General features: G+C 69.9%; 26 protein-coding genes. 12 read left to right on the forward strand and 14 right to left on the reverse strand.

Annotated features, from left to right (window positions below; genetic code table 11):
* Positions 1 to 49 precede the first annotated feature (49 nt).
* Positions 50 to 664: an MlaC/ttg2D family ABC transporter substrate-binding protein gene (locus tag ACEN9G_RS25965; protein WP_413346022.1), complete on the forward strand. Its 615-nt coding sequence runs from the start codon at positions 50 to 52 to the stop codon at positions 662 to 664.
* Here ACEN9G_RS25965 and ACEN9G_RS25970 read toward each other — a convergent pair.
* From ACEN9G_RS25970 to ispH, 6 genes are read right to left on the reverse strand one after another with little or no spacing between them, the layout of a single operon-like run.
* Entirely contained in the window at positions 646 to 1,671 is a 1,026-nt protein-coding gene (locus tag ACEN9G_RS25970) for a lysylphosphatidylglycerol synthase domain-containing protein (RefSeq protein WP_483127194.1), read from the reverse strand. The genes ACEN9G_RS25965 and ACEN9G_RS25970 overlap by 19 nt on opposite strands.
* Positions 1,668 to 2,555, reverse strand: a complete 888-nt coding sequence (gene hpnK / locus ACEN9G_RS25975; protein ID WP_483127195.1) for a hopanoid biosynthesis-associated protein HpnK — start codon at positions 2,553 to 2,555, stop codon at positions 1,668 to 1,670. The genes ACEN9G_RS25970 and hpnK overlap by 4 nt, the downstream gene beginning before the upstream one ends.
* A complete protein-coding gene (gene hpnJ, locus ACEN9G_RS25980) occupies positions 2,552 to 3,982 on the reverse strand; it encodes a hopanoid biosynthesis associated radical SAM protein HpnJ (RefSeq protein WP_495605568.1) in 1,431 nt (476 codons plus the stop codon). Before hpnJ ends, hpnK begins: the two co-directional genes overlap by 4 nt.
* 35 nt (positions 3,983 to 4,017) lie before the next feature.
* Positions 4,018 to 5,196: a bacteriohopanetetrol glucosamine biosynthesis glycosyltransferase HpnI gene (gene hpnI / locus ACEN9G_RS25985; protein WP_483127750.1), complete on the reverse strand. Its 1,179-nt coding sequence runs from the start codon at positions 5,194 to 5,196 to the stop codon at positions 4,018 to 4,020.
* Positions 5,196 to 6,338, reverse strand: coding sequence for an adenosyl-hopene transferase HpnH (gene hpnH / locus ACEN9G_RS25990; RefSeq protein ID WP_413344566.1), 1,143 nt, complete (start codon positions 6,336 to 6,338; stop codon positions 5,196 to 5,198). Before hpnH ends, hpnI begins: the two co-directional genes overlap by 1 nt.
* Before the next feature lie 16 nt (positions 6,339 to 6,354).
* Positions 6,355 to 7,299, reverse strand: a complete 945-nt coding sequence (gene ispH, locus ACEN9G_RS25995; protein WP_413344565.1) for a 4-hydroxy-3-methylbut-2-enyl diphosphate reductase — start codon at positions 7,297 to 7,299, stop codon at positions 6,355 to 6,357.
* A gap of 143 nt (positions 7,300 to 7,442) precedes the next feature.
* On the opposite strand from ispH, the gene hpnA reads away from it, so the two are divergent.
* A complete protein-coding gene (hpnA, locus tag ACEN9G_RS26000) occupies positions 7,443 to 8,447 on the forward strand; it encodes a hopanoid-associated sugar epimerase (protein ID WP_483127196.1) in 1,005 nt (334 codons plus the stop codon).
* A gap of 106 nt (positions 8,448 to 8,553) precedes the next feature.
* Here the strand turns inward: hpnA and ACEN9G_RS26005 are convergent, their stop codons facing one another.
* From ACEN9G_RS26005 to ACEN9G_RS26015, 3 genes are read right to left on the reverse strand one after another with little or no spacing between them, the layout of a single operon-like run.
* Positions 8,554 to 9,003 (reverse strand): hypothetical protein, encoded by a 450-nt coding sequence (locus ACEN9G_RS26005; protein WP_413345315.1) that lies wholly within the window; start codon positions 9,001 to 9,003, stop codon positions 8,554 to 8,556.
* A 58-nt stretch (positions 9,004 to 9,061) separates the two neighbouring features.
* Positions 9,062 to 10,060: a ferritin-like domain-containing protein gene (locus ACEN9G_RS26010; RefSeq protein ID WP_413345318.1), complete on the reverse strand. Its 999-nt coding sequence runs from the start codon at positions 10,058 to 10,060 to the stop codon at positions 9,062 to 9,064.
* 43 nt (positions 10,061 to 10,103) lie between these two features.
* Entirely contained in the window at positions 10,104 to 10,892 is a 789-nt protein-coding gene (locus ACEN9G_RS26015; protein ID WP_483127197.1) for a helix-turn-helix transcriptional regulator, read from the reverse strand.
* Between the two features lie 99 nt (positions 10,893 to 10,991).
* Between ACEN9G_RS26015 and ACEN9G_RS26020 the strand changes: the two genes are divergently transcribed.
* Positions 10,992 to 11,753, forward strand: a complete 762-nt coding sequence (locus ACEN9G_RS26020; RefSeq protein ID WP_413345621.1) for a class I SAM-dependent methyltransferase — start codon at positions 10,992 to 10,994, stop codon at positions 11,751 to 11,753.
* Here ACEN9G_RS26020 and ACEN9G_RS26025 read toward each other — a convergent pair.
* The 5 genes from ACEN9G_RS26025 to ACEN9G_RS26045 all read right to left on the reverse strand — a co-directional run bounded on the left by ACEN9G_RS26025 (position 11,750) and on the right by ACEN9G_RS26045 (position 15,259).
* Positions 11,750 to 12,544 carry an ABC transporter permease gene (locus tag ACEN9G_RS26025; RefSeq protein ID WP_413345619.1) on the reverse strand — a complete coding sequence of 265 codons (795 nt, stop codon included), beginning with the start codon at positions 12,542 to 12,544 and terminating at the stop codon, positions 11,750 to 11,752. The genes ACEN9G_RS26020 and ACEN9G_RS26025 overlap by 4 nt on opposite strands.
* Positions 12,541 to 13,161, reverse strand: coding sequence for an ABC transporter ATP-binding protein (locus ACEN9G_RS26030; protein WP_483127198.1), 621 nt, complete (start codon positions 13,159 to 13,161; stop codon positions 12,541 to 12,543). Before ACEN9G_RS26030 ends, ACEN9G_RS26025 begins: the two co-directional genes overlap by 4 nt.
* The gene (locus ACEN9G_RS26035; protein WP_413344194.1) at positions 13,149 to 13,409 is read right to left on the reverse strand and encodes a hypothetical protein; all 261 of its coding nucleotides are present in this window, start codon (positions 13,407 to 13,409) and stop codon (positions 13,149 to 13,151) included. The genes ACEN9G_RS26030 and ACEN9G_RS26035 overlap by 13 nt, the downstream gene beginning before the upstream one ends.
* Positions 13,410 to 13,479: 70 nt before the next feature.
* A complete protein-coding gene (locus tag ACEN9G_RS26040) occupies positions 13,480 to 14,025 on the reverse strand; it encodes a DNA-binding protein (protein ID WP_413344196.1) in 546 nt (181 codons plus the stop codon).
* 25 nt (positions 14,026 to 14,050) lie between these two features.
* Positions 14,051 to 15,259, reverse strand: a complete 1,209-nt coding sequence (locus ACEN9G_RS26045; RefSeq protein WP_413344198.1) for a cation:proton antiporter — start codon at positions 15,257 to 15,259, stop codon at positions 14,051 to 14,053.
* Positions 15,260 to 15,425: 166 nt separating this feature from the next.
* On the opposite strand from ACEN9G_RS26045, the gene ACEN9G_RS26050 reads away from it, so the two are divergent.
* The 9 genes from ACEN9G_RS26050 (at position 15,426) to ACEN9G_RS26090 (ending at position 26,696) form a co-directional block, all read left to right on the forward strand.
* The gene (locus ACEN9G_RS26050) at positions 15,426 to 17,015 is read left to right on the forward strand and encodes an AAA family ATPase (protein ID WP_413344200.1); all 1,590 of its coding nucleotides are present in this window, start codon (positions 15,426 to 15,428) and stop codon (positions 17,013 to 17,015) included.
* Positions 17,012 to 17,971 (forward strand): hypothetical protein, encoded by a 960-nt coding sequence (locus tag ACEN9G_RS26055; protein WP_483127199.1) that lies wholly within the window; start codon positions 17,012 to 17,014, stop codon positions 17,969 to 17,971. Before ACEN9G_RS26050 ends, ACEN9G_RS26055 begins: the two co-directional genes overlap by 4 nt.
* Positions 17,971 to 19,755: a VWA domain-containing protein gene (locus ACEN9G_RS26060; RefSeq protein WP_483127200.1), complete on the forward strand. Its 1,785-nt coding sequence runs from the start codon at positions 17,971 to 17,973 to the stop codon at positions 19,753 to 19,755. The genes ACEN9G_RS26055 and ACEN9G_RS26060 overlap by 1 nt, the downstream gene beginning before the upstream one ends.
* Before the next feature lie 159 nt (positions 19,756 to 19,914).
* Positions 19,915 to 20,307, forward strand: coding sequence for a hypothetical protein (locus ACEN9G_RS26065; protein WP_495605475.1), 393 nt, complete (start codon positions 19,915 to 19,917; stop codon positions 20,305 to 20,307).
* Positions 20,304 to 21,620: a capsule biosynthesis protein CapK gene (locus ACEN9G_RS26070; RefSeq protein ID WP_413345152.1), complete on the forward strand. Its 1,317-nt coding sequence runs from the start codon at positions 20,304 to 20,306 to the stop codon at positions 21,618 to 21,620. Before ACEN9G_RS26065 ends, ACEN9G_RS26070 begins: the two co-directional genes overlap by 4 nt.
* Complete coding sequence (locus tag ACEN9G_RS26075) at positions 21,613 to 22,680, forward strand: AAA family ATPase (RefSeq protein WP_413345150.1); 1,068 nt, start codon at positions 21,613 to 21,615, stop codon at positions 22,678 to 22,680. The genes ACEN9G_RS26070 and ACEN9G_RS26075 overlap by 8 nt, the downstream gene beginning before the upstream one ends.
* A 162-nt stretch (positions 22,681 to 22,842) precedes the next feature.
* Entirely contained in the window at positions 22,843 to 23,682 is an 840-nt protein-coding gene (locus ACEN9G_RS26080; protein ID WP_483127202.1) for a creatininase family protein, read from the forward strand.
* Between the two features lie 156 nt (positions 23,683 to 23,838).
* The gene (locus ACEN9G_RS26085) at positions 23,839 to 24,957 is read left to right on the forward strand and encodes a YncE family protein (protein ID WP_413344908.1); all 1,119 of its coding nucleotides are present in this window, start codon (positions 23,839 to 23,841) and stop codon (positions 24,955 to 24,957) included.
* Between the two features lie 146 nt (positions 24,958 to 25,103).
* Entirely contained in the window at positions 25,104 to 26,696 is a 1,593-nt protein-coding gene (locus ACEN9G_RS26090) for a methyl-accepting chemotaxis protein (RefSeq protein WP_483127203.1), read from the forward strand.
* Positions 26,697 to 26,701: the final 5 nt, after the last annotated feature.

The following is a 26,701-nucleotide window of genomic DNA, read 5'->3' on the forward strand; positions in this document are numbered from 1 at the left end:
ACACGGACGGCCGGGAGATGGTCATATGGATGTGCCGATCGAGGATCCCATGAAACCGTCCTTATTTGTGTTTGCCCTGGTCTGTGCCATGCCGCCGCCGGCCTGTGGCCAGCAGGTGGCGGAGCGTACGCCGGAGCAAACATTGAGGAGCACGATCGACAAGGTCATGAGCGCCATCCGCAGCGATCCCGGCGCGCGCGCAGGCGACCCCGAACGAACCCTCGAGATCGTCCGCCGCGACTTCCTGCCGTCCACGGACTTCATGCTGACGACCCAGTACGCGGTGGGCAGCGCGTGGGCACGGGCGACGCCGGCCCAGCGCGAGGCGCTGTTCCGCGAATTCCAGACCTTGCTGGCGCGCACCTACGCGATCCAGCTGACGCAGATCCAGCAGGAGAACACGCAGTTCCGCTACGCCCCCGCGACCCGTTCCGCCGCGAACGCCACCGATGCCGTCGTGAAGACGACCGTGGTCACGGGCGCCGACGCGATGCCGATCGACTACCGGATGCACAAGACGTCCGCCGGCTGGAAAATCTACGACATCAACATGATGGGTGCGTGGATGATCCAGGTGTATCGCCAGCAGTTCGCCGCGCGCCTGGCGACGGAGGGCGTCGACGGCCTCATCCGATACCTGGCGGCTCATAATCGTGGTCCCTGAGCGCGGTCGCCGAACGGACGCAGGCGGCGCATTTCGAACCAGTGCCACGAGACGAGAGCCGGCACGCCGGTCGCGAGCTCGCGCATCCGTTTGACGAGCGCCAGCGACAGCGCCACATCCCCGCCCACGCCGGCCAGCTGGCCGAACAGCAGCACAGCGGCTTCCTGCACGCCCAGGCCGGCGGGCACCATGAAGCCGGCGTGGCGGACGGCTTGTGTCAGCGCCTCGATGGCGAGCGCGGCCTGCAAGCCGACGGGGTGGCCGAGCAGGGACAGCGCGTACCACGTTTCGAACGTGCCCAGCACGTTGGCCAGCAGCGACCACATCCCGGCGCGGGCGAGACGGCCTCGTTGCCGGAACAGGCGCACGACGGCCGCGTCGATGCCCGCGCCGTCCAGGTGCAATGCGATGACGTTCTGCGGCCCGAGCAGGCGCAGTACCCAGCGCTCCAGCCGCGCGAACGGCGCGCCGTGGCGGAGCAGCCACCAGGCGAGCACGGGCAGCGGTAGCGACAGCAGCAGCGCCGCCACGACGATCCCGACGAGGCCGGGCCCGGCCGCCAGCGTCAACATCAACAGCGCGCCGGTGCCGCAGAACAGGTAGAGCACGACGATCGTCAGCACCACTTCCACGACGACACTGGCCGCGACGCCGGCCGTGTCGGGCACCCGCAGGCCCGCGAGCCGTACGCCGGCGACTTCGCCGCCGATGTTTGCCACCGGCAGCAGCCGGTTGACGGCCTCGCGTACGAATGCCACCCACAACAGGAACAGCGGCCCGGCGGCGCGCCCGGGGTCGAACGGCGCGAGCAGGATGCGCCATGCGCGCACGTCGAACAGCTGCGTGACGACTCTTGCCGGCACGACGAGCAGCAGCGCCCAGCCGGCCCGCTCGAATGCGGCCACGATGCCGGTCCAGCCTTCGGCAGCGACGAGCGCCGCCACCAGCGCGAGCCCGGCGAGCGATGCCGTCCAGGCCAGCCGGCCCATCGTGCGGGTGTGGTTCATGGGCTGCTGCGGTTGTCCGCCCCGTCGCCTGTTGCGGCGACAAGGTCGGCGAATCCACCGAAGCGCCACCCCTGCGCGCCCAGGGCGCCGCACACCGCACGCACTTGCGGCGAGAGGAGTGCCGCGAACTCGTCGGCGTGGCGGTAGCCGCGCATCGATGGCGCGATCGCCGCGCCCGACGCGAGCGCCGGATGCAGGTACAGCTCGCCGATGCCGGACGGCGGCAGGTTGCACAGTGCATCCAGCAGGGCCGCCTCGTCGAAGCGCCCGGACTGGCGGATGCCGGCCACGTAGTCGTTGTGGCCGATGCGGGCGGCGTCCAGCCTGGCTTCGAGCAGCGCCAGCCAGGGCCGCAGCCAAACGTGGGGTGCTTCCCCCGGCGGCCCCGTCTCGCGCGGCAACCTGACGGCTTGCAGCCCGAACGCGCGGCCGATATCGAGGATGAGCGTCAGGATCGTCGGGTGCAAATGAAAATGCTTGTGCGCGTTGACGTGGTCCAGCGGCAGGCCGCTGGCGGCGAACGCGTCGAACTGGGCGCGGATCTCCAGCGCCAGCTGGCGGCGTACCCGCGGCAGGCAGAAGTACCGTGCGCCGTCGCGTGCCATGCGCCCCCCGAAGCGGCCCTGCGCGTCGACGAGGTCGGGGATGTCCCGCGGCGGCAGCACGGACGCGCCGTCGGCCAGGACGAGGTGCAGGCCCACCCGCAGTCCCGGCAACCCGCGCGCGCGCGCGATCGCATCCTCGGCGGCCGGCGCGCCCACCATCAGGCTGGCCGCGGTCAGGATGCCTTCCCGATGCGCGCGCTCGACGGCCGCGTTCACGCTCGGGTGCAGGCCGAAGTCGTCGGCCGTGACGATGAGGCCCCGTCCAAACGGCGCGCTCATGAATGGGACGCGCCGTGGGCGCGCAGGAAGTGGAAGAATTCGACGCCTTCGCGCAGGCGGCGCCGGGTCATGTCCCAGCTCTGCAGCATCTCGCCGACGATTTCCCAGATCTTCGAAGGCCGGAAATAAAAACTGCGATAAAACTGTTCCACGCCGTGATAGATCTCGTCGCTCGACAGGTGCGGATAGCTGAGCGCGGCCAGTTGCACGCCGCTGCCGTCGACGAGCGGGATGGTCTTGTGGGCCGGTAGCCAGTCGTTCTCCAGAGCCTGTTCGTACAACCGGGTACCCGGGTACGGCGCCGCCAGCGAGACCTGGATCGTGTGCGGGTTGATTTCCTTGGCGAAGGCGATCGATTTCGCGATCGTCTCCCGTGTCTCGCCGGGCAGCCCGAGGATGAACGTGCCGTGGACGGTGATGCCGAGCGCGCGGCAGTCGGCGGCGAAGCGCCGCGCGATGTCGGTTCGCAAGCCCTTCCTGATGTTCAGGAGGATCTGGTCGTCGCCGGATTCGTAGCCCACGAGCAGTAGCCGCAAGCCGTTTTCCTTCATGATCTTGAGCGTCGAATAGGGCACGTTCGCCTTCGCATTGCACGACCATGTCACGCCCAGCTTGCCAAGACCCCGCGCGATCTCCTCGGCGCGGGGGCGGACGTCGGTGAACGTGTCGTCGTCGAACATGATTTCCTTCACTTCCGGCATGTTCTCGCGGATCCATCGGACCTCGGCGAGCACGTTTTCCGCCGACCGGGTGCGGTAGCGGTGGCCGCCGACGGTCTGCGGCCACAAGCAGAACGTGCAGCGCGAGCGGCAGCCGCGGCCCGTGTACAGCGACACGTACGGATAGTTCAGGTAGCCGATAAAGTAATTGCGGATGTTCAGGTCGCGCCGGTAGACGGGCGCGACGAACGGCAGCGCGTCCATGTCTTCGATGATCGCGCGCGGCGGGTTCTGCCGGATGGCACCGCCGGCATCGCGCCAGCTGATGCCGTCGATGTCCGCGAGCGGCCCGCCGACGGCGACGTCGCGGCAGGTGTAGTCGAATTCCTCGCGCGCGACGAAATCGACGGCAGCGGCCGCCCGCAGCGATCCGCCCGGATCGACGGCGACCTTGGCGCCCACCATGCCGATGCGTATCGCGGGATGCGTTTCCCTGAGCATCCCGGCGAAGCGTACGTCGCCCGGAAACGAGGGTGTGCTCGTGTGGATGATCACGAGGTCGTAGTCGCGGGCGATGTCCAGCGTCTGCGCCACGGAGAGCCCGTCCGCGGGCGCGTCGAGCAGCCGGCTGCCGGGCACGAGGGCGGCGGGCTGGGCCAGCCAGGTCGGATACCAGAACGAGCGGATTTCGCGCTTCGCCTGGTAGCGCGAGCCGGCGCCGCCGTCGAAACCGTCGAACGACGGCGCCTGCAGGAACAGGGTCTTCAGCATTGCGGTATGCATCGCGGTGGTGTCCATGATCGCTATCGCCAGGATGGCCGGTCATGCGACGCGGGCACACCGCTGGGCCGGCCGGGGCCCGCCGCCCGGCCCGTATCGATGGGCAGGCGGTGCCGCCGCCAGTGCGTCGTCGTACCGGCAAAGGCGCTCGCCCACTCCAGCATGAGCAGGCAGTCGCGCAGCGGGGCGAGCCAGGCGTGACCGGGTGCGGGGATGTCCGGCGCCGGCCTCCGCCAGTGCAGGCCGAGGCGTGCCGCCGCGCCGCACAGTGCCGGCGCCATGTTCCACGCTGTCGGCGCGAGCCACAGCCCGAGCGCCAGCATCGGCAGGGTGAAGGTGATGAAGGACAGCGCGTAGCCGAGCGGATTGAGCGAGCGGATCGTCTGCATCCAGCGCCGCTCTCTCGACCACAGCGCGCGCAGGCCGGTTTCCGTCACGTCGGTCCCCACGTTCACGTCGGCCAGCACCGTCTCCAGGCCCAGACCGCGCACGAGTTCGCCGAGCCGGTAGTCGTCGGCCAGGCGGTTCTTCAGCACCTCGACCCCGCCAACGGCCGCGAGCGTCGCCGCGCGCACCGCGATCGTCGCCCCGAACGCGAAGGCGCTGGTGCCGCCGCTGCTCGCGACCCGCACGGAGGGGGCGAACCAGGTGTCGATGAAGAGTGCGCCGATCCGCGGCCAGACACCGTCCAGCGGCCGGCCGTGGTACAGGCAGGTGACGATGCCGACCTGCGGCTCGGCCAGCGGCGCCGTCACGCGGGCGACGTACTCGGGCCCGACGCCGATGTCGCTGTCGGCCAGCACGAGCCAGGGATGGCGTGCAGCCGGCATCATGTTGATGAGGTTGCTCACCTTGAGGTTGCTGCCGTGGATGCGCGGATCGACGACGAGCCGCATGTCGACGGCGGGGAAGCGCCGGGCGAGGCGTTCGACGACGGCGATGGCCGGGTCGGCGGGATCGCGGACCCCGAACACGAGCTGGACATGCGGGTGCGTCTGGCCGCACAGGCCGGCGAGATTCTCTTCCAGCCGGGGCTCGGCACCGCACAGGGGCTTGAGCACGGTGACAGGCGTCCACACGGGTGGCCGGTGCGCGCGCGCGACGCGGATGCGGATGCGGCCACGGCAGAGCAGCGCCGCCACCGCGTAAAGCGTGGCCAGCACCGTCAGCGCCGAGCCGGCCAGCGTGACAAAAGACGGCATCATCGGGCTCCTCCATTCAGCCCGGCCTTGCGGCCCCGGATCTCGTCGAGACGGATGGCGACCTGTTGCGCATGCACGTGTTGGGCGGGCCGCTGTCCGCCCAGCGGAATGTCGGGTGCCATCGGCCCGTCGGTGGCGACGCCCCGCAGCGCGACGCGGGCGGCCGCGACAGGATGGGCGAGCGTATCCCGCACGGCGCTCGCCTCGTAGCCGCTGTGCACCATGCAATCCGCACATTTCTCGTAGCGTCCCGTGCCGTAGGCCTCCCAGTCGGTGTCGTCCATCAGTTCCCGGAACGATGCGGCATAGCCTTCGCCGAGCAGGTAGCACGGACGCTGCCAGCCGAATACGGTCCGCGTGGGATTGCCCCATGGGGTGCAATGATAGGTCTGGTTCCCCGCGAGGAAGTCGAGGAACAGGCTGGACTGGCTGAACGCCCAGCGCCGCCCCCCTGCGCCGCGCGCGAGTATGTCCCGGAACAATTGCCTCGTCCGGTTGCGCGTGAGGAAATGCTGCTGTTCGGGTGCGCGTTCGTAGGCATAGCCCGGGGACACGGTGATGCCGTCGACCTCCATCGTCTTCAACGTATCGAAGAAGCTTGCCACCCGCTCCGGACGGGCATCGTCGAACAGCGTGCAGTTGACGTTGACGTGGAAGCCCGCCGCCTTGGCACGCCGGATCGCGGCCACGGCACGCCGGTACACGCCCGGGCGGCAGACCGAGCGGTCGTGCATGCCCTCGTCGCCGTCGAGGTGCACGGACCATGTGAAGAACGGGCTCGGGCGGTACTGGTCGAGCTGCCGTTCCAGCAGCAGCGCATTCGTGCACAGGTAGACGAACTTGCGGCGTGCGACGATGCCGGCGACGATCGCGGGCATGTCCTTGTGCAGCAGCGGCTCGCCGCCCGCGATCGAGACGACGGGCGCGCCGCATTCGTCGACTGCGCCGAGGCACTCGTCCACCGACAGCCGCTGGTCGAGGATCTCGCCCGGATAATCGATCTTGCCGCAGCCCGCGCACGCCAGGTTGCAGCGGAACAGCGGCTCGAGCATCAGCGCGAGCGGATAACGTCGTTCGCCGGCGAGGTGCTTGCGCAGCACGTAGGCGCCGACGAGGACTTTCTGCAGGAGGGGAATGGCCATGCTCGTGTCCCCGTCGTCAGTGCGTGCCGGCTTCCGGTCCGTCGGCGAGCGCGCGCGGCAACCGGAATTCGATGTGTTCCTCGATCCCGTCCAGCGTCGACACCTCGATGGGCCCGAGGCAGCGCAGGGCAGCGATCACGTGCTCGACCATGGCCTCCGGTGCGGACGCGCCCGCCGTGATCCCGACCACCGCCGCGCCTGCGACCCAGGCTGGGTCGAGCTCGCTGCCGTCGGCCAGCAGCCAGGTCGGCGTGCCGGTCTCCGCGCCGATTTCGCGCAGCCGGTTCGAGTTCGAACTGTTGGGCGCCCCGACGACGAGCAGCACGTCGACCTGGCGGCACAGGTCGCGCACGGCGCGCTGGCGGTTCTGCGTGGCGTAGCAGATGTCGCGCACGTCGGGTCCGACGATGTCCGTGAAGCGCCGCCGCAGGGCCGCGATGACGCCGCGCGTGTCGTCCACGCTGAGCGTCGTCTGCGTCACGTAGGCGACCGGCGTGTCGGGCGGCAGGTCGAGGGCCTCGGCCTCGCGTGCGTCGCGCACCAGCAGCACGCGGCCGTCGATCTGCCCCATGGTCCCCTCGACCTCCGGGTGGCCGGGATGGCCGATGAGGATCACCGTCCGGCCGCCGGCGGCATACTGGCGCCCCTGGATGTGGACCTTGGCGACGAGCGGGCAGGTCGCGTCCAGCACCCGCAGGGCGCGCGCGCCGGCATCGGCCTCGACCGTGCGCGCCACGCCGTGCGCACTGAAGATCGTCACCGCCTGCGGCGGCACTTCGTCCAGGTCTTCGACGAACACGGCGCCCTTGGCGCGCAGGCCGTCGACCACCGCCTTGTTGTGGACGATTTCGTGGCGCACGTACACGGGCGCGCCATGCCGTTCGAGCGCGCGCTCGACGATCTCGATGGCTCGGACGACGCCCGCGCAAAACCCGCGCGGCTGGGCTAGGATCACGTGCATGACGGTTCTCTGCGGTGCTTTCCGTTCGGTGCAGATTGGAGTCCCGGCCGGCGCGCAAGTTCGCACGCGGCGTTTGATCCAGATGCGTATGCACCTCGCATATGCGATTAGAATGCGCTGCAGATGAATGTTGGAAGGAGGCCATGGTGGCGCGGAGCGACCTCGTGCTGGTCACGGGCGCGGCCGGATTCGTCGGCGCCGCCGTGGCGCGCGCGGCGCTGGAACAGGGGTATGCCGTCCGTGCCCTGGTGCGCGCGAGCAGCCCGCGCCGCAATCTGGCGGGGTTGGCCGCCGAGGTCGTCGTAGGCGACATGCGCGACGCGGCGGCGGTCGGGCGCGCGCTGGCCGGCGTGCGCTTCCTGCTGCATGTCGCAGCGGATTACCGGTTGTGGGCGCCCGACCCCGGCGAGATCATGCGCAACAACCAGGAGGGAACGGCGACCGTGATGCGGGCGGCGCTGGCTGCCGGGGTCGAGCGCGCGGTCGTCACCAGCAGCGTGGCCACGTTGCGGGTGAGTCCGTCGACCGTGGCGGCCACGGAAGACGAACCGCTGGCGGAGCACGAGGCCATCGGCGTGTACAAGCGCAGCAAGGTGGCGGCCGAGCGTCTCGTCGAGCGCATGGTCGCGCAGGAAGGCTTGCCGGCCGTGATCGTCAATCCGTCGACGCCGGTGGGCGCGCGTGACGTGCGGCCGACCCCGACTGGGCGCATCATCGTCGAGGCGGCCCGCGGCCGGATGCCGGCGTTCGTCGAGACGGGGTTGAACGTCGTCGACGTCGAGGACGTGGCGCGCGGGCATCTGCTCGCCCTCACGCGTGGGCGCGTGGGCGAGCGCTACATCCTCGGCGGGCAGAACGCGATGCTGCGCGAGCTGCTGGGCGAGATCGCGCAACTCGTCGGGCGCAGGCCGCCGCGCGTCAGATTGCCGGCCGCTCCCCTGGTGCCGCTGGCGCACGCGGCCGAGGCGGTCGCGCGCCTGCGCGGGCGCGAGCCGTTCCTGACGGTGGACGGTTTGAAGATGTCGCGCAACCGGATGTTTTTTTCGTCGGACAAGGCGGAGCGGGAACTTGGCTACCGGCCGGGACCGTACATTGGCGGCGTGCAGGCGGCGGTCGCGTGGTTTGGGCGGGAAGGGTATCTCGACTAGGGCTCGACCGCGGCATGCCCTGTTCGGCCTGTTCGAAGGGCCGTCGTCGGCCAGGGCAGACGGTGATAACGACCGGGGGAAAGCGAGTCAGGGGCGGGGATTGCATTCAGTGCCACGAGCAAACGTGTACTGTCGCCGGGCCGTCCTGCTTCCATTCGCCATTGGGTGTACGCGCGAGAAAAATATGCGATGAGTGACGGCAGTCTCCGGCTCGATGGACTTTGGGATAGACACTCCCCGTCAGAAATTCGATTCGGTCGCCCTGCAGCCGGAACTGGAACACGCGGAGATAAGCCGGCGTTGAATACGCCATGTCGCGATCGGGCACGTCTGCCAGGGCGACGACGCTTCCCACGCTTCCCAAAGCGTGTCGTGCTTCTGCAGACAAGCCGTCATCGACAACAAACGTCACCGCCTCCATGCGGCTCGTCAGCCTGAGCGCAGCCTTTGCCACGGAAAGCCAATCGGCATCGGCCAGTTCCACGGATGTCCGGCCTTGCGCGGCCACCGTGCAGATTGACGCCATGAACAACAACAGCAGTACGGATTTCCTCATCTTGATCAGGTCCAGGTCGTGTTGGCCTTCAGCGGCGCATTGTCGAGCAGCATAGCACTCAGCGTGGCCAATCGAACGGTCTGGACAGCCGCAGCGCGAGCCGGGCCAGGCGCGGCACCGTGCGGGGACGCAGCAGCCGTTCGTCATAGCCCGCAAAGCGCCGGTTGTTTTCTGCAAGGCATAGCGCGAGCAGGTCACAGACGCCGACGCCATCGTCCGCCACTGATTGCGCCCCGTGCAGCGTGAAATTATTGTCCTGTGCGCGTGCGCCTCCGTCCGCGTCGACGGCGCGCGCGAGGCTGATCCGTTCCCACGCGAGGAATGCCCACACCGCGGCGACCTTCGCTTCGAAGCCCACGCGGCGCAGGAAGGACAGGCGCGCGCGGTGCCAGGCGGCCCAGTTGGCGAATAGCAGGATGTGCCGGCACTCTTCCTGCATCACGGGCTCGAACGTGTCGACGAGCGCCGGCGGGAACAGGCCGGAACGCCGCGCCAGCTCGAACAGGCCGAAGGCGAAAAAGCTGTCGATGCATTCGCTGTAGCCGGTGACAAGGTAGGCCCATTCCGGATCCCGGGGCGGGTGCTGGACGGGTTCGGGCGCGAGGTCGATGCCGTACGCCGCCACCATCCGCGCGAGCACGTCCTTGTGGCGCTGCTCTTCCCACGCGTTCAGCGCGAGGGCGTCGCGCATGGCGGGGTCGCGCAGCGTGCCGGCGTAGGCCGCCATGCGCAGGCGCGCCTTGCCTTCGGTCTGGACCGCGATGTCCCAGATCGGCAGCGCGACAATGCGGTCGCGCACTGCCGGTTCCAGCTCGGGCCAGTCCAGCACGGCGGGGCGGTAGGGGTTGAAGGTGTCGCGGAACATGCGGCACGTGGCGTCGCCGTGGCGGTCCGAGCCGGGAACCAGCGGACCGTCGTCCGGGTCGCGCCAGTGCCGCATGCGCGCGTCGGCCGCGGCGAGTTGTGCAGCGCTTTGGCCCGGTACAGGCTGCGGCGGGGGCTGGAAGCCGGGCACCAGGCCGGCAACGTCGAAGGCGTCGGTGGCATAGCCGTCCATGCATGTCTCCCAGACGTCGATCAACATCCAGGTATCGACCGGCTCAGACGGCAGAGGTTCCCGCCGCCAGGCACACCAGCTTGATCTCCATCTGCAACGCCACCAGCAACGTTGTTTGCACGAGCCTCAGTTCCCCCCTGACGGGATGCCGGAACCGCCGCTCCCCGCCTTCCCGGTGCAGCACGTCCTGCTTGTCCCAGCATTGCGCGAACAACGTGCTGTCCCGGCACAATTGTTCAACCAGCGCCTGCATGTGCCCATCCGCCGGCCGCCGGTGGAAATCGGCCCGGAATTCCGCCGCCAGCCGCCGGGCCCGTGTCTCCCAGTCGACGATGAGCTCACGCGCGGCCGGATGCAGGAAGACGTAGCGGAGCAGGTTGCGGTCGGGCGCGTCCGCGTCCAGCCAGCCGACGAACAGCGCCGCGGCGGCAACGTTCCAGGCGCGAGCCGTCCACGTATGGTCGAGCAGGTAGGCCGGCGCGGCCATCAGCCCCGGCAGCGCCAGCAGCGCCGGGGACAGGTCGTCGACGTGGTCGGGCAGGGCGCGCGGATCCTTCTTGCCGGCGAGGTCGAACAGCGACGCCCGCTCGGCCGCGGACAGCTGCAGCGCGTCGGCCAGCCGCGACAGCGCGGCGACGGAAGGCTGCACGGCGCGGCCCTGTTCCAGCCACGTGATCCACGTGACGCCGAGGCCGGCTGCGTCCGCGAGTTCCTCGCGCCGCAAGCCGGGCGTGCGCCGGCGCGTGCCGGGCCGGGCGGGCGTCAGGCGCGCGCGGTGGGCGCGGATGAAGGCGCCGAGCATCTGGCGCTGGTGCTGTTGCGTGCCGGTCATGGTGCTCCTTATACCAGGATAAACAGGCTCCTTGTAACAGGAAAACGCCTCGCAGACAATAAGTGGACCATGAGCCAACGATCAAACCCAGGAGCCAACATGCACAACCACGATGCCACCGTCCTCGAACAATACGATTCCCGCGCCGAGGCCTATCTCGCCAGCGCCGTGCACGCCGCCGGCGCGGACCTGGAGCGGATGGCGGACCTGATCGGCCACCGTCCCGATGCCGTCGCGCTGGACATGGGCTGCGGCGGCGGCCATGTGGCGTTCCGCATGGCGGGCCAGGTCGGCAAGGTCGTCGCATACGACCTGTCCGCCGCGATGCTTGACACCGTCGCCGCGGAAGCGCGCCGGCGCGGCCTGGACAATCTCGTCATGAAGCAGGGCGCGGCGGAAGCGCTGCCCTGTCCCGATGCGTCGTTCGACATCGTCGCCACCCGCTACAGCGCGCACCACTGGGGCGCGTTCCGCGACGGACTCGCGCAGATGCGCCGCGTCGTGAAGCCGGATGGTCTGGGGTTGTTCATGGACGTCGTCTCCCCCGGCGTGCCATTGCTGGACACATGGCTGCAGACGCTCGAGCTGCTGCGCGATCCATCCCACGTGCGCAACGCGTCGGTGGCGGAATGGCAGACGACGCTGGCGGCCGTCGGCTTCGCGGTCGACGACGTGGTCACGTACAGGCTGCGGCTGGAATTCGCGTCGTGGATCGCGCGGATGCGCACGCCCGACGTCCACGTGGCCGCGATCCGCTCGCTGCACACGCGCGCCGCGAGCGAAGTGAGGGATTATTTCCAGATCGGGGAGGACGGCAGCTTCACGGTCGACACGGCCCTGATCGTGGCCCGTCCGGTTTAAGCGCGCAAACGGTCGACGCGCAGCCGTTGGCGGTCGTCGCTGAGGGCCCGCACGGCCAGCATGGCGGCGCCGACGGACGCCAGGCCGCTTGCGCCGGCCAGCAGGAACATCAGCAGGATCTGGTATTTGACGGCCTCGATCGGGTCCATGCCCGCGAGCAGCTGGCCCGTCATGATGCCGGGCAGGGTGATGATGCCGGCGGCCGACATCTGGTTCGCGACGGGAATCATGCCGCGCCGCGTCGCGTTGCGCACGAGCGGGCCGATGGCTTCGCGCAGCGGCGTGCCGAGGGCGAGCCGCGCTTCGATGCGGGCGCGCTCGCGCACGACGCCGTCGAGGATGCCGTCCAGCGCGAGGCTGGCGGCGTTCAGCACGCTGCCGAGGACGATGCCCATCAGCGGGATCGCGTAGCGCGGTTCGTACCACGGTGTCGGGCGCACGGCCGTCGTCAGCGCCAGCAGCACGGTCGCGACACCGGTGCAGGACACGACGGCGGCGCTGATCCGGTAGTTCGCGTGGCGCTTCAGGCGCTGCTTCGGCCGGGTCGCCACTTCGCGCGCGGCGGCGGCGATCATGAACACGACGATGGCCAGCGTGGCCGCCGCGGAGCTCGTGGCGAACACGTGGCGCAGCACGAGGCCGACGATGGTCAGCTGCGCCACCATGCGCACGGCCGCGACGAGGATCTGGCGGTGCAGTCCGAGGCCCAGTGCGAGCGACAGCGCGGCGTCCAGCAATATCAGGATAGCGGCGGCAAGCAGATCCCAGGTGCCCAGGTGAATCGCGTTCATGTCGTCGTCAGCTTTCCCTGTTCGAGCCGGAAGATGCGCTGCGCGAGGCGGCGCGCCTGTTCGCCCGCGTGCGTGACGATCAATATCGCCATGCCGGCCGCCAGCCGTGCGCGCAGCAGCGCCTCCACGCGCGCGACGGCGTCGGGATCGAGGGCGGCCGTCGGTTCGTCGAGCAGCAGCACGCGCGGACGCCGGGCCAGCGAGCGGACGAGGGCGAGGCGCTGGCGTTCGCCGGTCGACAGGCGTTCGATTTCCGTGTCCAGCAGCGCAGGGGACAGGCCCAGCGCGGCCAGTGTGGCGTCGACGAAGTCGCGGTCCGCGGCGGCGAAATGCGCGCCGGCCGTCGCTTCCCACCACGCGGGTTCGGCCGCCTGGTAGACGACGGCGGCGCGCCAGTCGGGCGCGGACATCGACGACGCCGGCCGCCCGTCCAGCAGGGCGCCGCCGTCGTGCGGATCGAGGTCGGCCAGCATGCGCAGCAGGACGCTCTTGCCGGCGCCGGACGGTCCCTGGATCGCGATGCATTCGCCCGCGTGCACGTCGAACGTGAACGGTCCGCCGAACGGCGAACGCAGGTCGCGTGCCGACAGCAGGACGGTCGCGCTCAACCCAGCCATGCGCGCAGCATGTCCGCGCTTTGCGTCATGCCGGATTTCAGGCGGCGCTCGGCCTCTACGGCGCATTGTTCGGGCGTGCCGGCGCCCTGGTCGGACGCCTTCATCGCCATGGCCCTCGCGGCGATCCCGAAGGCGAGGATCGCTTCGTCCCAGGTGAGGCCCGAGGCCAGCGCGTGTTCGACGACGTGCGCCGTCAATGCGCCGAGCCGGTCGACCCGCGCACGGTCCATGTTGTCCAGTTTTAGCATCGCTCGTTCTCCATGGCTATCGTTTGCCACGTTGTAGCATGTCCGCGGCGGGGCGTCCGTGCGGTGGCGATCACGAACGGGCGGCGGCGCGGATCAGGTCGAAGGGGGAGATGTCGCGCACGGTCGAGCGCGAGTTCAGCAGGCTGTTGTCGAAATGGCCGAAGCCGCCCGGCACGCGGGCCCGGTCCTGCCAGTGGCGCAGGGGCGTCTCGTCGGCGCCGAACTGCGCCTCCAGCTCCAGCTGTTTGACGCGGGCGGTCAGGGTGGCGACGGTGCTGCGCAGTTCCGCCAGTTCGTGGTCGCGCTCGAGCAAGGCCTGGTCGTGGGCGGCGCGCAGCTGGCGCATGCGCTCGTCGAAGCCGGCGTGCAGGCGGTCGGCCACTTCGTCGACGAGGGCGTGCAGGACGCGGCCCGTGTCTTCGCGGCGCATGCCCGGCACGGCGTCCGCGCCGCCGTCTTCGGCGCGCAGCTCCTTCAGGTATTTGTGGATGGTCGACTTGGAGCCGCTGTCGCCGAGCGCATGGCGCACCGCGTCGACGGAGGGATGACGGCCCTCCGCCACCAGCCGGTCGCGGGCTTCCCTGACCTGCGATTTCGTGAGTCCGCTGCGCGCCATGAATACTCCACTTCGTTCGATCCGATCAGGAACTGGCCTGATTCACCAGTCCGCGGTGCCGCACGCGATGCAGTTTCGGATGCACGACCGGGACGGTCAGCATTGTACTGCCGACGGCCATCAAAAGGAGCGCGGTGAACGTTTCGCTCGTGATGATCTGCTTGTCGAGGAGGATGTTGGCGAAGATGATCTCGATGAGGCCCTTCGTCTGCAGCAGCCAGCCGATGATGGATGCCTCGCCGTCCTTCCATTTCAGGACCTTGCCGGCGATGTGGGCGCCGGCCAGCTTGCCGCCGACGGACGCGAACAGCAGCAGGCCGCCCGCGAAGAACACCGCATGGCCGCCCAGGTCCCACTTGGTGCGCAGGCCGGTGCTGAGGAAGAAGACGGGCATCAGCGTGAGCAGCACGTTCCTGAAGAGGGCATCGAGGTGTTCCTGCTCGAACCAGTCCGCGTCCATCACGACGCCGGCCAGGAACGCGCCCACCATGAAGTGCAGGCCGGCCCAGTCGGCGCCGAACGCGCAGGCGATCAGCCAGATCATCGCCACATACCAGCGGTCGGTCTGGCCCAGGCGCGCCATCAGGCGGCGGAACACGAACGTCAGCACGGTGAACGCGACGAGGAAGCCGAGTTGGCGGCCGATGCGTTCGAAGTCCAGCATGATGATGGCGAGGACGCCCCAGATCGCGACGTCGTCCAGGCTCGCATAGCGCAGGATGCGCTGGCCCATCGGCTGGCGCAGGAAATCGAGTTTTTCCATCAGCAGCACGAGGATCGGCAGCGCGGTCACGGCGCAGGCCATGCCCGTGCCCAGCGTGAACTGCCACGGCGCCGCCTGCGCGCCCATCCAGCCCGGATACGACATCAGCAGCGCGGCGGCCGCGCAGCCGAACAGCAGGGGCGTGCCCAGCGCCAGGCCGGCCGTCGTCGCGCTCTCGCGGCGGTAGGTCCAGACCTTCTTCAGGTCGAGCTCGACGCCGGCCAGCATCACGAACAGCATCACGCCCCACTGCGCGATGCCGTTCAGCGTCTTCACGACGTCCGGGTTGAACACGAACTTGTGGTACGCCGGGAAGGCCGCGCCCAGCACGCCGGGGCCCAGCACCACGCCCATGATGATCTGGACGATGACCAGGGGCGCGACGTAATCCGTGCGGCCCAGGCGCCAGATGGCGTACGGGACGACGAAGATGATCAGCATCGCAAGCAGGAAGGTTTCGGTTGTGCTCATGGGTCTCCTTGTTGTATTACGTAATTATGTAACATCATCCTAGCGAGAACTTGAACAAATGAAAAGGATTTCATGAAACCTTGCTTAGTCGACAATTTGTTGTCATAACATAAGAAAATCGTTACGATTCTGCGACGCGCCCAGCCGCGCCAACGACGAGGAACCCGTGGCATTCGACTTTTTCCGCAAGATTTCCCGCGCACCGACGCATCCCCGCACGGTGTCCCGGCCGCGCGAATTCGACGTCGCCGACCTGTACCGGGGACCGGTCGCCGCGGACGGCGGCACCGACGGCGCGGACGACATGGCGGGGCAGCTGGACGAGAAGCTGCGCCAGGCCTACTTCTGGATCGTCAACAAGGCGATCATCAGCCCGCACTACGACATCGAATTCAACGAGGGCCCGCCGCAGACGTTCACGGTGGGCGACAGCCGCCGCACCCTGACCTTGCCGTCGGGGCAGAGCTATTCCAGCTTCGTGCTGCTGCCGCTGCTGACGTTCGCCACGCGCCGCAAATGCCTGTTCGTCGGCGGCCCGGGGCGCGGCAAGACGGCCAGCGCGGTGCTGATGGGCGTGCTGTCCGGCGCCAGCGTGCGCGACGTGCGGCGCGCCATGCAGCACGGCCATCCGCAGATGACGATCGCCGACCTGCTCGGCAATCCGCTGCCGGCGGACCTCGTCAACGCGCAGGACATGGCGCAGATCCGCATCGCGTGGCGCGCGTGGCTGGGTATGCGCGTCAAGATCGTCGACGAGTACAACCGGATCCCCACGCGCACGCAGAGCGCGCTGCTCACCGTCATGGGCGACAACTACGCGGAAGTGCTGAACCAGGTGTACGAATGCCCGGAGTCGGCGTGGTACCTGACCGCCAACGACGAGCAGGGCGGCGGCACGTACGAGGTGATCGAGGCGCTGCGCGACCGCATCGACGTCGTCGTGCAGGCCCTCGCGTTCAACCCGCGCTTCCTCGACGAGCTGCTCGTGCGGATCGAGGAAGACGTGCGGCCGGAAGAACTCATGCCGCGCGAACTGGTGTTCACGGACGAGGAAGTCGACCGCATGGGCCGCGCGATCCGCGCCGTCGAGGTGCCGGTCGACGTGCGCCGCCGGGTGGAATTCTTCGCCAGCCAGTTCGAGCTGGCCGAGATGGCCGGCGGCCAGTTCGAATACATGACGAAGGACACGGCGCGCCTGTCCGGCATCGCGTGGCACGAGCTGGCGGCGCTCGACAACGGGCGCGACCGCATGAAGGACCTGGGCTGCCAGACCCTGAACGGCCTCTCCGTGCGCAATCTCATGACCTTGCTGCTGTTCGCCAAGGCGCTCGCCTGGTTCCGCGGCAATCCGCAGGTGGAGCTGGACGACGTGCGCCAGATCCTGCCGTTCGTCCTGCACGACAAGCTGCGGCCCGACCCGGACGCGCCGTTCTTCGCGCTGCCCGAAAATGGCCCGTACCGGTCCGACCGCGTGAGCTGGCTGCGCCGCCTGTTCGACCTGGCGAGCGCGGAATACGCGCGCCTCGATCTCGACCGCAACGATGCCGTCGGCGAGATGGCGCACGAATTCGCGCAGGGACTGGACGGCGTGTCGGAGCGCGAGACGCGCGCGCGGCTCGTGCGCATCGAAAAGCTGATCGGCGAGCGGGTCAAGGGCCGCAAGCTGTACGGCCACCTGTACGACGACCTGCTGAAACTGAAATACCTGCACCAGCGCTACACGAACTACCTGGCCTGGCTGCGCGCGCAGGCATGATCTCGTCTGCCTTCGCCGCCGCGCTGGCCGCCGGCCGCAACGCGTTCAACCAGCGCGTGCGCGACGCGCAGCGGCATTATCCGGCGTTCCGCACCGACGTCCTGCAGCGCTTCCTGGCGGATGAAGTCGACGGCGTCGTCGCGGCCGTCGATCCCGCCCGTGCCGGCGCGGTCGCGGACGCCGCGGTCGACGTCGCGCTGGCACTCGTCGGCCGCGCCCTCGTCGGCCCGGCCGCGCGCGCGGGCACGCCGGCCGCCGTGTGGCGCACGCTGTTGCCCCGGTACGCGGACCTCGTCGCGAAGTATCCGGACACGGTGCCGGCCATGCTCACGAACGCGGCCATCCACCTGGACACGCTGCCGGGCGTGCGCGGCGCGGACTGGATCGCGCAGCTGGCCGCGCTCGCGCCGCGCACCGCCACCGTGGACGAATTGCGTGTCGTTGGCCAGGTGGCCGCATGGCGCGCGGGCGCGGCGCATTTCCGGGCCGGCGCCATCGCCGCCGCGGACGCGCTGCCGGCCGCGCTGGCGCTGGCGCCGTTCGGCGCGCACGATGACGATGCGTGGCCGGACCTGCGCGCGCGTATCGCAGCCGATCCCTGGTGGGCGGCCGACGGTGCCGACGTCGCGGCGGGCCACGAAGTGGGCGGATTCACGGGCTTCGGCGGCGCGTTCGCCGCACCGCCGGAGGTGCGCGCGGGCGCAGACGGCTTCGTCGTGCGGGCAGGGGAGCGCTGTCACCTGCTGCTGGCCGACGCGTACGGCGCCGTGCTGCTGGCCGCCACGCCCGGCGAGTTCGACCGGGCGGTGCCCGGCGGCGCGCTGCAGGTCGATGCGCGGCGCATCGCGCCCGACCTGCCGGCGGACGGCCTGGCCGTGTGCGCGAGCGGCGCCACGCTGGCGCTGACGTCGCCGTACACGCACGCGATCCGCGTCCTGCCCCGGGAGCCGCGTTGATGGCGGCCGACATGCGGCAGTTGACGGCACGCTGGCACGCCGCCTGGCCGCAGGCGCTGGCCGCGTGGAGCCGCTACACGCACCTGCACGACCCGCGCCTGTGCGCCAGCACGCTCGCGGCGGCGAAGGAGGGCCTGCGCGGCAGCTTCGCGATGATCCGCCTCGCCGACCAGAGCGTCGTGATCGACCTGGAAGCCGTGCGCAAGTATGGGCTCGACGATTACGCCGTCGAGATCCTCGCCCACGAGATCGGCCACCACGTGCTCGCACCCGGCAACGCGACGGACCACATGCGCATGCTGGCGCGCATCCGGCGCGGGCTGCCCAGCCTGGAGGAGCAGGCGCCGCTCGTCGCGAACCTGTACACGGACCTGTGCATCAACGACAGGCTGCAGCGCCAGTGCGGCCTGCGCATGGCCGACATCTATCGCGCGCTGGCCCGCGCCAGCACGCCGCGCAACCCGATGTGGACGTTCTACATGCGCCTGTACGAGCACCTGTGGCAGCTCGGGCGCGGCACGCTGGCGGGAGAAAGCGTCACGGAAGCGATCGATGCGGACGCGTGGCTGGGCGCGCGCCTCGTGCGCGCCTACGCGGACGACTGGATGACGGGCGCCGGCCGCTTCGCCGCGCTCGTGCTGCCGTACATCGCGGACGACGCCGGCCGCCTGGCCGCGCTGCGCGCCCTGCACGACACGGAGACCGCGGCGGCCGGCTGTGCGCCCGGCGCCGTGCACGAGGTCGAGGATGGCGAAGCGGATGCGGCGCTGCACCCGGCGCACGACCCGCGCGTGACCGGCGAGGACGGCGAGGACGGCGTACCGGCCGAAGCGCCGCCCGCGCACGGGCCGGGCCAGGCCCGCGAGCCGTTCGAATACGGTGCGATCCTGAAGGGGGCCGGCATCGCGCTCACCGACCACGAGATCGCGATGCGCTACTACCGCGAACGCGCGCAGCCTTACCTGATCCCGTTCCCGCGCCGGCGCGCGCCGAAAGCGGGCGAGCCGCGCATCGCCGCCGTCGAACCGTGGGACATCGGCGAGCCGCTCGACCGCATCGACTGGCTGCAAAGCCTGATGCTGAGTCCCCGGCCGATCCCCGGCGTGACGACGGTGCAGCGCGGCGTCGAGACGGACGCCGGCACCGAGGAAACGCCCATGCCCGTCGACCTGGACCTGTACGTCGACAGCTCGGGCTCGATGCCGGATCCGCAGGTGGCGACGTCGTATCTCGCGCTGGCCGGCGCCATCGTCGCGCTGTCGGCGCTGCGCGCGGGCGCGTCCGTGCAGGCCACGCTGTGGAGCGGCACGGGCCAGGTGACGGTCACGAACGGCTTCGTGCGCGACGCGGACGCCGTGCTGCGCGTGATCACGGGCTGCTTTGGCGGCGCCACCGCGTTCCCGATCCACCGCCTGTGCGACACGTATGCGGCCGGTCCGCGCCGCCGGCCCACCCACATCCTGATGATTTCCGACGCCGGGATCGACACGATGTTCGCCGACGACGAGCGGGGCAACAGCGGCTGGGACGTCGCGGCGACGGCGCTGCGCCATGCGCGCGCGGGTGGCACGATGGCCCTGAACATTCCCGAACATTGGCCGGCGCTGGCGTCGGCGCTGGCGCAGTCGAGGTATGCGGACCCGTGGAAGACGCTCGTGCGCGCCCGCGACGAACAGCGCTGGGACGTGCATGCCGTCGCCGACATGGCGCAGCTGGTCGCGTTCGCGGCCGCGTTCAGCCGGCGCCGCTGGGCCGACGCGGCGGGCGGGGGAGGATCGCGGTGAGCGTGGAAGGTCCGGACCTGGAGAGCCTCGTGCGCCGTCTTGCCGGGACGCCGCCCGAGTTCACCGACGAGCCGCGGATCGGCGGCAGCGGCCGCGTCGCGGTGGCCGCCGTCGTGAACGACCTGCTGTACCTGCACGGCGCCCTTCGAAGGCGGCAGCGTGCGCGCCGACCGCAACCGCCTCGCGCTCGTCCTCATCATCGCGTGGCTGCTGGCCGACGACGGCCTGCGCGCGCTGGATCCGGGGCAGCCCGCGCTGCTGGACACGCTGGCCGGCGTGGCGCGGGAGCTGGCGGCCGTGCCGGCGCACCGCTACGTCGACGATGCCGAGCGGCGCGAGGAACTGGCGCGCACGGTCCTCGCGCGGCTCGGCTGCCACCCGTACGGCGAAACGCCGGAACAGGCGGCCGACCGCCTCGCCGCCGTCAGCGCCGCGGAGCGCCGCCGCCTGCTCGACGCGAGCCGTGCCGCCGAGCGGCGCGCGCGCGAGATCCGGGAGGCGCTGGTGCGCAAGGCCGCCGAGGAATCGGCCGACAAATGGACACGGGAATGAGCGACGACGGCCTGGACGCGGAACGCTTCCCGACGCTGACGGCGCATGGCCGGCGCATGCTCGACTTCATGCGCGACCACCCGCACGCGCCCGTGTACCGCAACCGCAGCGGCAACCGCCTGCTCGCGCACGAGGTGGCGGCGCAGCGCGCGTACGAGGCCGAGGTGGCGGCGGCGACTGTCGGCTGGGAGCCCGGCACATTGCCGGACTGGGTGATGCCGTTCGTGGCCGAGACGTTCGCCACCGTGCCGCATTACCGCGCGCTCGGCTCGGCACCACGCCGCTTCGGCGATATCGCGCCCGTGTCGCGCGCCGATTTCGCCGCCGACGTGGCGCAATTCGTGCCCGACCACGTGTCCCTCGACCGCATGATGCACTTCCGGACGACGGGCACGACGGGCCATCCCCTGCTGATCCCGTCGCACCCCATCGTGGCCGCGCGCTACGCCGCCTTCCACAAGCGCGCGCTGCGCCGCGTGGGCATCGTGCCGGCGTACGGCCGGGGCCAGGTCGGCGTCGTCCTGCTGGGCTACCAGCGCCAGTGCTTCACCTATGTGTCGGTGTCGCCCGCGATGGACGAATCCGGCCTCGCCAAGATCAACCTGCACCCGGACGACTGGCGGGATCCGGACGACCGCGCCCGCTATCTCGATGCGCTGGCGCCGGAAATCGTCGCGGGCGACCCGATCTCGTTCGCCGAATACCTCACCTTGCCGTTGAAGACGCGGCCGCGCGCCCTGATCTCCGTGTCGATGCTGCTGCTGCCCGGCCTGCGCGCGCGGCTCGAGGAACGCTTCGGCTGCCCCGTGCTGGACATCTATTCCCTGAACGAAGTGGGGCCGGTCGGCGTGTTCGATGCGGCCGCCGGCGGCCACGTGCTGCTGCAGCCGCGGCTCTACGTCGAGATCCTCGACACGGGCGAGATCGCGGTCACGGGCGGCTTCAACTTTTGCCTGCCCCTGCTGCGTTACCGGACCGGCGACTTCGGCGCGCTCGCCCACGGTCCCGCCGGCCCCGTGCTCACCGGACTGTCCGGACGGCGGCCGGTGCGCTATCTTGCGCGCGGCGCGTGGATCAACAACATCGACGTGACGCACGCGCTGCTGCCGTTTCCGCTCCCGCACTTCAACGTGCACCAGCGAAGCGACGCCGCCGTCGTGCTGCGGCTCGCGCCGGGCGGGATGCCGTGGGCGGACGCCGCGCGCGCCGCGCTGGCGCGGCTGTTCGGCGCATCCGTCGACGTCGAGCTGCTGGATGCGGACGGCAAGACGCTGCAGTACACATCCGACCTGGCGGGGGCGCACGATGGCTGAGCCGATCGACAAGCGTTTTGCACGCGGCCTCGTCGTCGGCAAGTTCGCGCCGCTGCACCGGGGCCACATGCACCTGATCCAGAGCGCCATCGACGCCTGCGCCGAGGTCCTCGTCATCAGCTACACGAAGCCCGAGTTCGCGGGCCACGGTCCCGCGGCGCGCGCTGCATGGTTGCAGGCCGTGTTCCCGCAGGTGCGCAGCCTCGTGGTGGACGATGCGTGGCTGGCCGACTGGTCGCGGACGCACGGCCTGCGCGAACGCCGGCGCCTGCCGCACAACGACGACCATGCGGACGTGCACCGCGCATTCACGGCCTGGCTGTGCACGGCGATCTGCGGGACGACCGTGGATGCCGTGTTCACGAGCGAGGATTACGGCGACGGCTTTGCCGCGGCCCTGTCGGCGCATTTCGGCGCCCGCGCGCGCCGGCCGCACGAGGTGCGCCACGTGTGCGTCGACCGCGCGCGCGTGACGGTCCCCGTCTCCGGCACGCGCATCCGGACCGACCTGCACCGGCACCGCGCCTTCCTGCATCCGGAGGTGTATGCGACGTTCGTGCGCCGGGTGTGCCTGCTGGGCGGCGAATCGAGCGGCAAGACGACCCTGGCCCGGGCGCTGGCGCGGGACCTCGGCACCGTGTGGGTGCCCGAGGTCGGGCGCGAACTGTGGGAGGAGCGGGGCGGGCGGCTGGACTACGCCGACATGCGGCGCATCGCCGAGCGCCAGGTGGCGCGCGAAGACGCGCTGCTGCGCGACGCCACGCGCTGGCTGATCTGCGACGGCAGCGCGCTGACGACCGTGTTCTATAGCCTCGATGGTTACGGCCGTGTCGACCCGGCCGTGCGGATCCTGGCCGAGCTGCCGTATGCGCACACGTTCCTGTGCGCGCCGGATTTTCCGTTCGTGCAGGATGGCACGCGGCGCGACGCGGCGTTCCGCGCGCGCCAGTTCCGCTGGCATGCGCGGGTGCTGGAGGCGCGGGGTGTTCCGTACGTGCTGCTCGAAGGGCCCGTCGCGCAGCGGGTCGCAACGGTGCGGGCCACGCTCGCGGCGTCGTGAGCCCGCTCCTACGCGGCCGCGTCGCCAGAAAGCAACGTGAACCCGCCGCCGCGACGGATAAGCCAACTGTAATGCTCCGGTAATAAAAAATCCCGGTCCGCGTTCCGTCCCGCCGTCTAGGATGCTCTACAATAGTTGTAAAGCATCAGGAACACGGATCACATGCTTCACCTGCACACATCGGTCGTCCGCCGCGCGCTGGCGATCGCGGGCCTGACCCTACCGTTGGCAGTACCCGCATTCGCCGGCGTCTACCTCGAAGAGATGACGTCGCCGGAACTGCGCGACCGCATCGCGGCCGGCACCACGACGGCCCTCGTGCCCATCGGCGGCACCGAGCAGAGCGGCCCGCACATCGTCCTCGGCAAGCACAACGTCCGCGCCCGCGTGCTGGCGGGACGCATCGCCGCCAAACTCGGCGACGCCGTCGTCGCGCCCGTCGTGGCCTACGTGCCGGAAGGGGCGATCGCGCCGCCGGCCGCGCACATGCGCTTCGCCGGCACGATCTCGATCCCGGACGCCGCGTTCGAGGCGCTGCTGGAAGCCACCGCGAAGAGCCTGTGCCGGCACGGCATCCGCGACGTGTTCTTTTTGGGCGACCACGGCGGCTACCAGGCGAATGAAGCCAGGGCCGCCGCGCGGGTAAATCGAGGCAACGGCGGCGCCGGCGGCTGCCGCGCCCATGCGCTGGGCGCCTATTACGATGCCGCCACGACGACGTTCAACGCCGACCTGAAGCAGCGCGGCTTCACGGACGCCGAGATCGGCACGCACGCGGGCCTCGCCGACACGGCGCTGTCGCTGGCCGTCGACCCGGCACTCGTGCGTTCCGCCCAGATCGCGGCCGGCGCGCGCGGCGGCGTGGGCGCGGGCGTGCATGGCGATCCGACCCGTGCCACGGCGGACCTGGGCCGCATCGGCGCCGGGCGCATCGTCGATGCGTCCGTCGCGGCGATCCGTGCCGCCCGCGAACCGTCTTCGAATTCCTCCCGTCGAAAGTAAAGAGTCATCGTGTCCTCCAAAACCACCATCGGTGCCGTCCTGGCCCTGGCCGTCGTGGCTGGCGGCGTCGTCGCGTCGCGCTTCGTCGATGCGACCGCGACCGCGTCCGCGCCTGCGCCCGCCATCAAATCTCCAGCCGTGGTCTCCGTGCCCGGCATGCCCCGCGTCGTCGATCCGCACAACGTCTACAGCGAGATCAGGCAGCTGAGCCCCGCAGTGAAAGGCGACCTGGAACGCGTGTACGTGCCGAACCTGCGCTCGAACGACGTCTACGTCATCGATCCGGCGACGCTGAAGGTCGTCGACCGCTTCAAGGTGGGCCGCAGCCCGCAGCACGTGATCCCGTCGTGGGACCTGCGCACGCTGTGGGTCGCGAACAACGCCGAGCGCACGGGCGACGGCAGCCTGACGCCGATCGATCCGCGCACCGGCAAGCCCGGCGCGAACGTGCCCGTCGACGATCCGTACAACATGTATTTCACGCCGGACGGCAGGTCGGCGATCGTCGTCGCGGAAGCGCGCCACCGCCTCGACTTCCGCGATCCGCACACGATGGCGATGCAGTACGCGATCGAGGTGCCCAAATGCGGCGGCATCAACCATGCCGAGTTCTCGATCGACGGCCGCTATGCGCTGTTCACGTGCGAATTTGACGGCAGCCTCGCGAAGATCGACCTCGTGGAGCGCAAGGTGCTCGGCTACCTGAAGCTGACGATGCCGTCCACGCGCTTCCGCGAAGGCGTCGACCCGACGGCGCCGGGCGCCAGCGAGATCTGCACGTCGAAGAAAGGCATGCCGCAGGACGTGCGCATCGCACCGGACGGCAAGCGCTTCTACGTCGCCGACATGGACGCGGACGGCGTGCACGTCGTCGACGGCGACAACCTGACGCAGATCGGCTTCATCCCCGTCGGCCTCGGCACGCACGGCCTGTACCCTAGCCGCGATGGCAAGTTCCTGTACATCGCGAGCCGCGGCACGCACCGCATCCACGGCAAGCCGAAGGGCAAGGGCAGCGTGGCCGTGCTGGACTTCGCCACGGGCAAGATCGTCGCCAACTGGCCCGTGCCGGGCGGCGGCAGCCCGGACATGGGCAACGTCAGCGCGGACGGCAAGTGGCTCTGGCTGTCGGGCCGGTTCGACGACGTCGTCTATCGCATCGACACGAATACGGGCGCCATGCAAAAGGTGAAGGTCGGCGGCGAACCGCATGGCCTGACGGTCTGGCCGCAACCTGGCCGCTACTCGCTGGGCCACACGGGCAACCTGCGCTGATCCGCGCGCAGGTGGTGCCAGTCTGACAACGCTACGTTGCGGATTGGCGACGGCGGGACGGAATCTGATTAATTGGTGTCTAGGTCATTTCCGCTAGGCATTAATGGTTTCTATAATTAATCAGATCCACTAACGTCCCGCCCATCATGCTAAAAAATATCACCATCAAAGCGCGCCTCATCTTCGTGATCGCGCTCCTCGGCCTGGAACTGATCGTGGGTGCCACGGTCGGCCTGGTCAGCCTCGGCCAGGCCAACGGCCAGATGCAATCCATGTATTCCGACGGACTCGTCTGTGTGGGCGAGCTCGACAAGATCGTCCGCGCCATGGACGAGAACCAGGTCAACCTGGCGCGCGCCCTGACGGCCGAACCGGGCAAGGTCGCCGGCCTCGTCGACGACATCGCGCGCAATGATGCAGTCATCGACACGCAGTGGAAGGCGTACATGGCCACGGCGATGTCCGGCCATGAACAACAGGAAGCCCAGCGCTTCATGCAGCTCAAGACGAAGTTCCTCGACGAGGCCCTGCGACCGATCGTCGCCGCCGTGCGTGCCGGCGACACGGCGCGCGGCACGGCGCTCGTGCACGGCCCGATGGGCGAGCTGTTCCGCCCCGTGAAGGCGTCGATCGACGCGCTGATCAAGATCCAGCTGGACGAGGCGGCCGCTGCGAACCAGCGCGCGCAAACGATGTACGAGATCGTGCGCTTCGTCTGCCTGTCCGGCATGGTGCTGGGCCTGATCCTGGCCGGCTTCGTGGGCGCCATGCTGATCAAGAGCATCGTGCGACCGCTGGACAAGGCCGTGCGCATCGCCGGCGCCGTCGCCGACGGCGACCTGACGCAGGACATCCCGGTCCGCGGCCGCGACGAGACGGGTCAACTGATGCGCGCGCTGAGCGAGATGAACGCGGGCCTCGCGCGCATCGTGGGCCGCGTGCGCGCGTCGACCGATACCATCGCTTCGGCCTCGGGCCAGATCGCGAGCGGCAACCTGGACCTGTCGGAGCGCACGGAGCAGCAGGCCGCGTCGCTGGAACGCACGGCCACGTCGATGGAACAGCTGACGTCCACCGTGCGCCAGAACGCGGACAACGCGCGCCAGGCGAACACGTTGGCGCAGTCGGCGTCGGACGTGGCGGCCAAGGGCGGCACGGTGGTGACGCAGGTCGTTGCGACGATGGGCGCGATCAACACGTCGGCGACCCGCATCGCGGACATCATCGGCGTCATCGACGGCATCGCGTTCCAGACGAATATCCTCGCGCTCAACGCGGCTGTCGAGGCGGCGAGGGCGGGCGAGCAGGGCCGCGGCTTCGCCGTCGTGGCATCGGAAGTGAGGAATCTGGCGCAGCGCAGCGCCGCCGCCGCGAAGGAAATCAAGGCGCTCATCGACGACTCGGTGCAGAAGGTGCACCACGGCTCGGAGCTGGTCGATCAGGCCGGCGCGACGATGGGCGAGATCGTCGGCAGCATCAACCGCGTGACGGACATCATGTCGGAGATCATGGCGGCCAGCGAAGAGCAGTCGTCCGGCATCGAGGAGGTGAATCGCGCCATCGTCCAGATGGACCAGGCCACGCAGCAGAACGCGGCCCTCGTCGAGCAGGCGTCGGCGGCCGCGCAGCAGCTGCGCGAGGAAGCCGACGGCCTGGCGCTGGCGGTCGGCGCGTTCCGCCTGAACGTCCAGGCCGGTGCCGCCGCGCGCCCGGCGCCCGCGCAGCTCGCGCTGCGCTGACCGCC

The organism is Massilia sp. Masssp94 (genome assembly GCF_059491305.1).

Coding starts and splice junctions, on each gene's coding strand:
- ACEN9G_RS25965 (WP_413346022.1), top strand. CDS start 50: ATGAAACCGTCCTTATTTGTGTTTGCCCTGGTCTGTGCCATGCCGCCG.
- ACEN9G_RS25970 (WP_483127194.1), bottom strand. CDS start 1,671: ATGAACCACACCCGCACGATGGGCCGGCTGGCCTGGACGGCATCGCTC.
- hpnK (WP_483127195.1), bottom strand. CDS start 2,555: ATGAGCGCGCCGTTTGGACGGGGCCTCATCGTCACGGCCGACGACTTC.
- hpnI (WP_483127750.1), bottom strand. CDS start 5,196: ATGCCGTCTTTTGTCACGCTGGCCGGCTCGGCGCTGACGGTGCTGGCC.
- hpnH (WP_413344566.1), bottom strand. CDS start 6,338: ATGGCCATTCCCCTCCTGCAGAAAGTCCTCGTCGGCGCCTACGTGCTG.
- ispH (WP_413344565.1), bottom strand. CDS start 7,299: ATGCACGTGATCCTAGCCCAGCCGCGCGGGTTTTGCGCGGGCGTCGTC.
- hpnA (WP_483127196.1), top strand. CDS start 7,443: ATGGTGGCGCGGAGCGACCTCGTGCTGGTCACGGGCGCGGCCGGATTC.
- ACEN9G_RS26005 (WP_413345315.1), bottom strand. CDS start 9,003: ATGAGGAAATCCGTACTGCTGTTGTTGTTCATGGCGTCAATCTGCACG.
- ACEN9G_RS26010 (WP_413345318.1), bottom strand. CDS start 10,060: ATGGACGGCTATGCCACCGACGCCTTCGACGTTGCCGGCCTGGTGCCC.
- ACEN9G_RS26015 (WP_483127197.1), bottom strand. CDS start 10,892: ATGACCGGCACGCAACAGCACCAGCGCCAGATGCTCGGCGCCTTCATC.
- ACEN9G_RS26020 (WP_413345621.1), top strand. CDS start 10,992: ATGCACAACCACGATGCCACCGTCCTCGAACAATACGATTCCCGCGCC.
- ACEN9G_RS26025 (WP_413345619.1), bottom strand. CDS start 12,544: ATGAACGCGATTCACCTGGGCACCTGGGATCTGCTTGCCGCCGCTATC.
- ACEN9G_RS26030 (WP_483127198.1), bottom strand. CDS start 13,161: ATGGCTGGGTTGAGCGCGACCGTCCTGCTGTCGGCACGCGACCTGCGT.
- ACEN9G_RS26035 (WP_413344194.1), bottom strand. CDS start 13,409: ATGCTAAAACTGGACAACATGGACCGTGCGCGGGTCGACCGGCTCGGC.
- ACEN9G_RS26040 (WP_413344196.1), bottom strand. CDS start 14,025: ATGGCGCGCAGCGGACTCACGAAATCGCAGGTCAGGGAAGCCCGCGAC.
- ACEN9G_RS26045 (WP_413344198.1), bottom strand. CDS start 15,259: ATGAGCACAACCGAAACCTTCCTGCTTGCGATGCTGATCATCTTCGTC.
- ACEN9G_RS26055 (WP_483127199.1), top strand. CDS start 17,012: ATGATCTCGTCTGCCTTCGCCGCCGCGCTGGCCGCCGGCCGCAACGCG.
- ACEN9G_RS26060 (WP_483127200.1), top strand. CDS start 17,971: ATGGCGGCCGACATGCGGCAGTTGACGGCACGCTGGCACGCCGCCTGG.
- ACEN9G_RS26070 (WP_413345152.1), top strand. CDS start 20,304: ATGAGCGACGACGGCCTGGACGCGGAACGCTTCCCGACGCTGACGGCG.
- ACEN9G_RS26075 (WP_413345150.1), top strand. CDS start 21,613: ATGGCTGAGCCGATCGACAAGCGTTTTGCACGCGGCCTCGTCGTCGGC.
- ACEN9G_RS26080 (WP_483127202.1), top strand. CDS start 22,843: ATGCTTCACCTGCACACATCGGTCGTCCGCCGCGCGCTGGCGATCGCG.
- ACEN9G_RS26085 (WP_413344908.1), top strand. CDS start 23,839: ATGCCCCGCGTCGTCGATCCGCACAACGTCTACAGCGAGATCAGGCAG.
- ACEN9G_RS26090 (WP_483127203.1), top strand. CDS start 25,104: ATGCTAAAAAATATCACCATCAAAGCGCGCCTCATCTTCGTGATCGCG.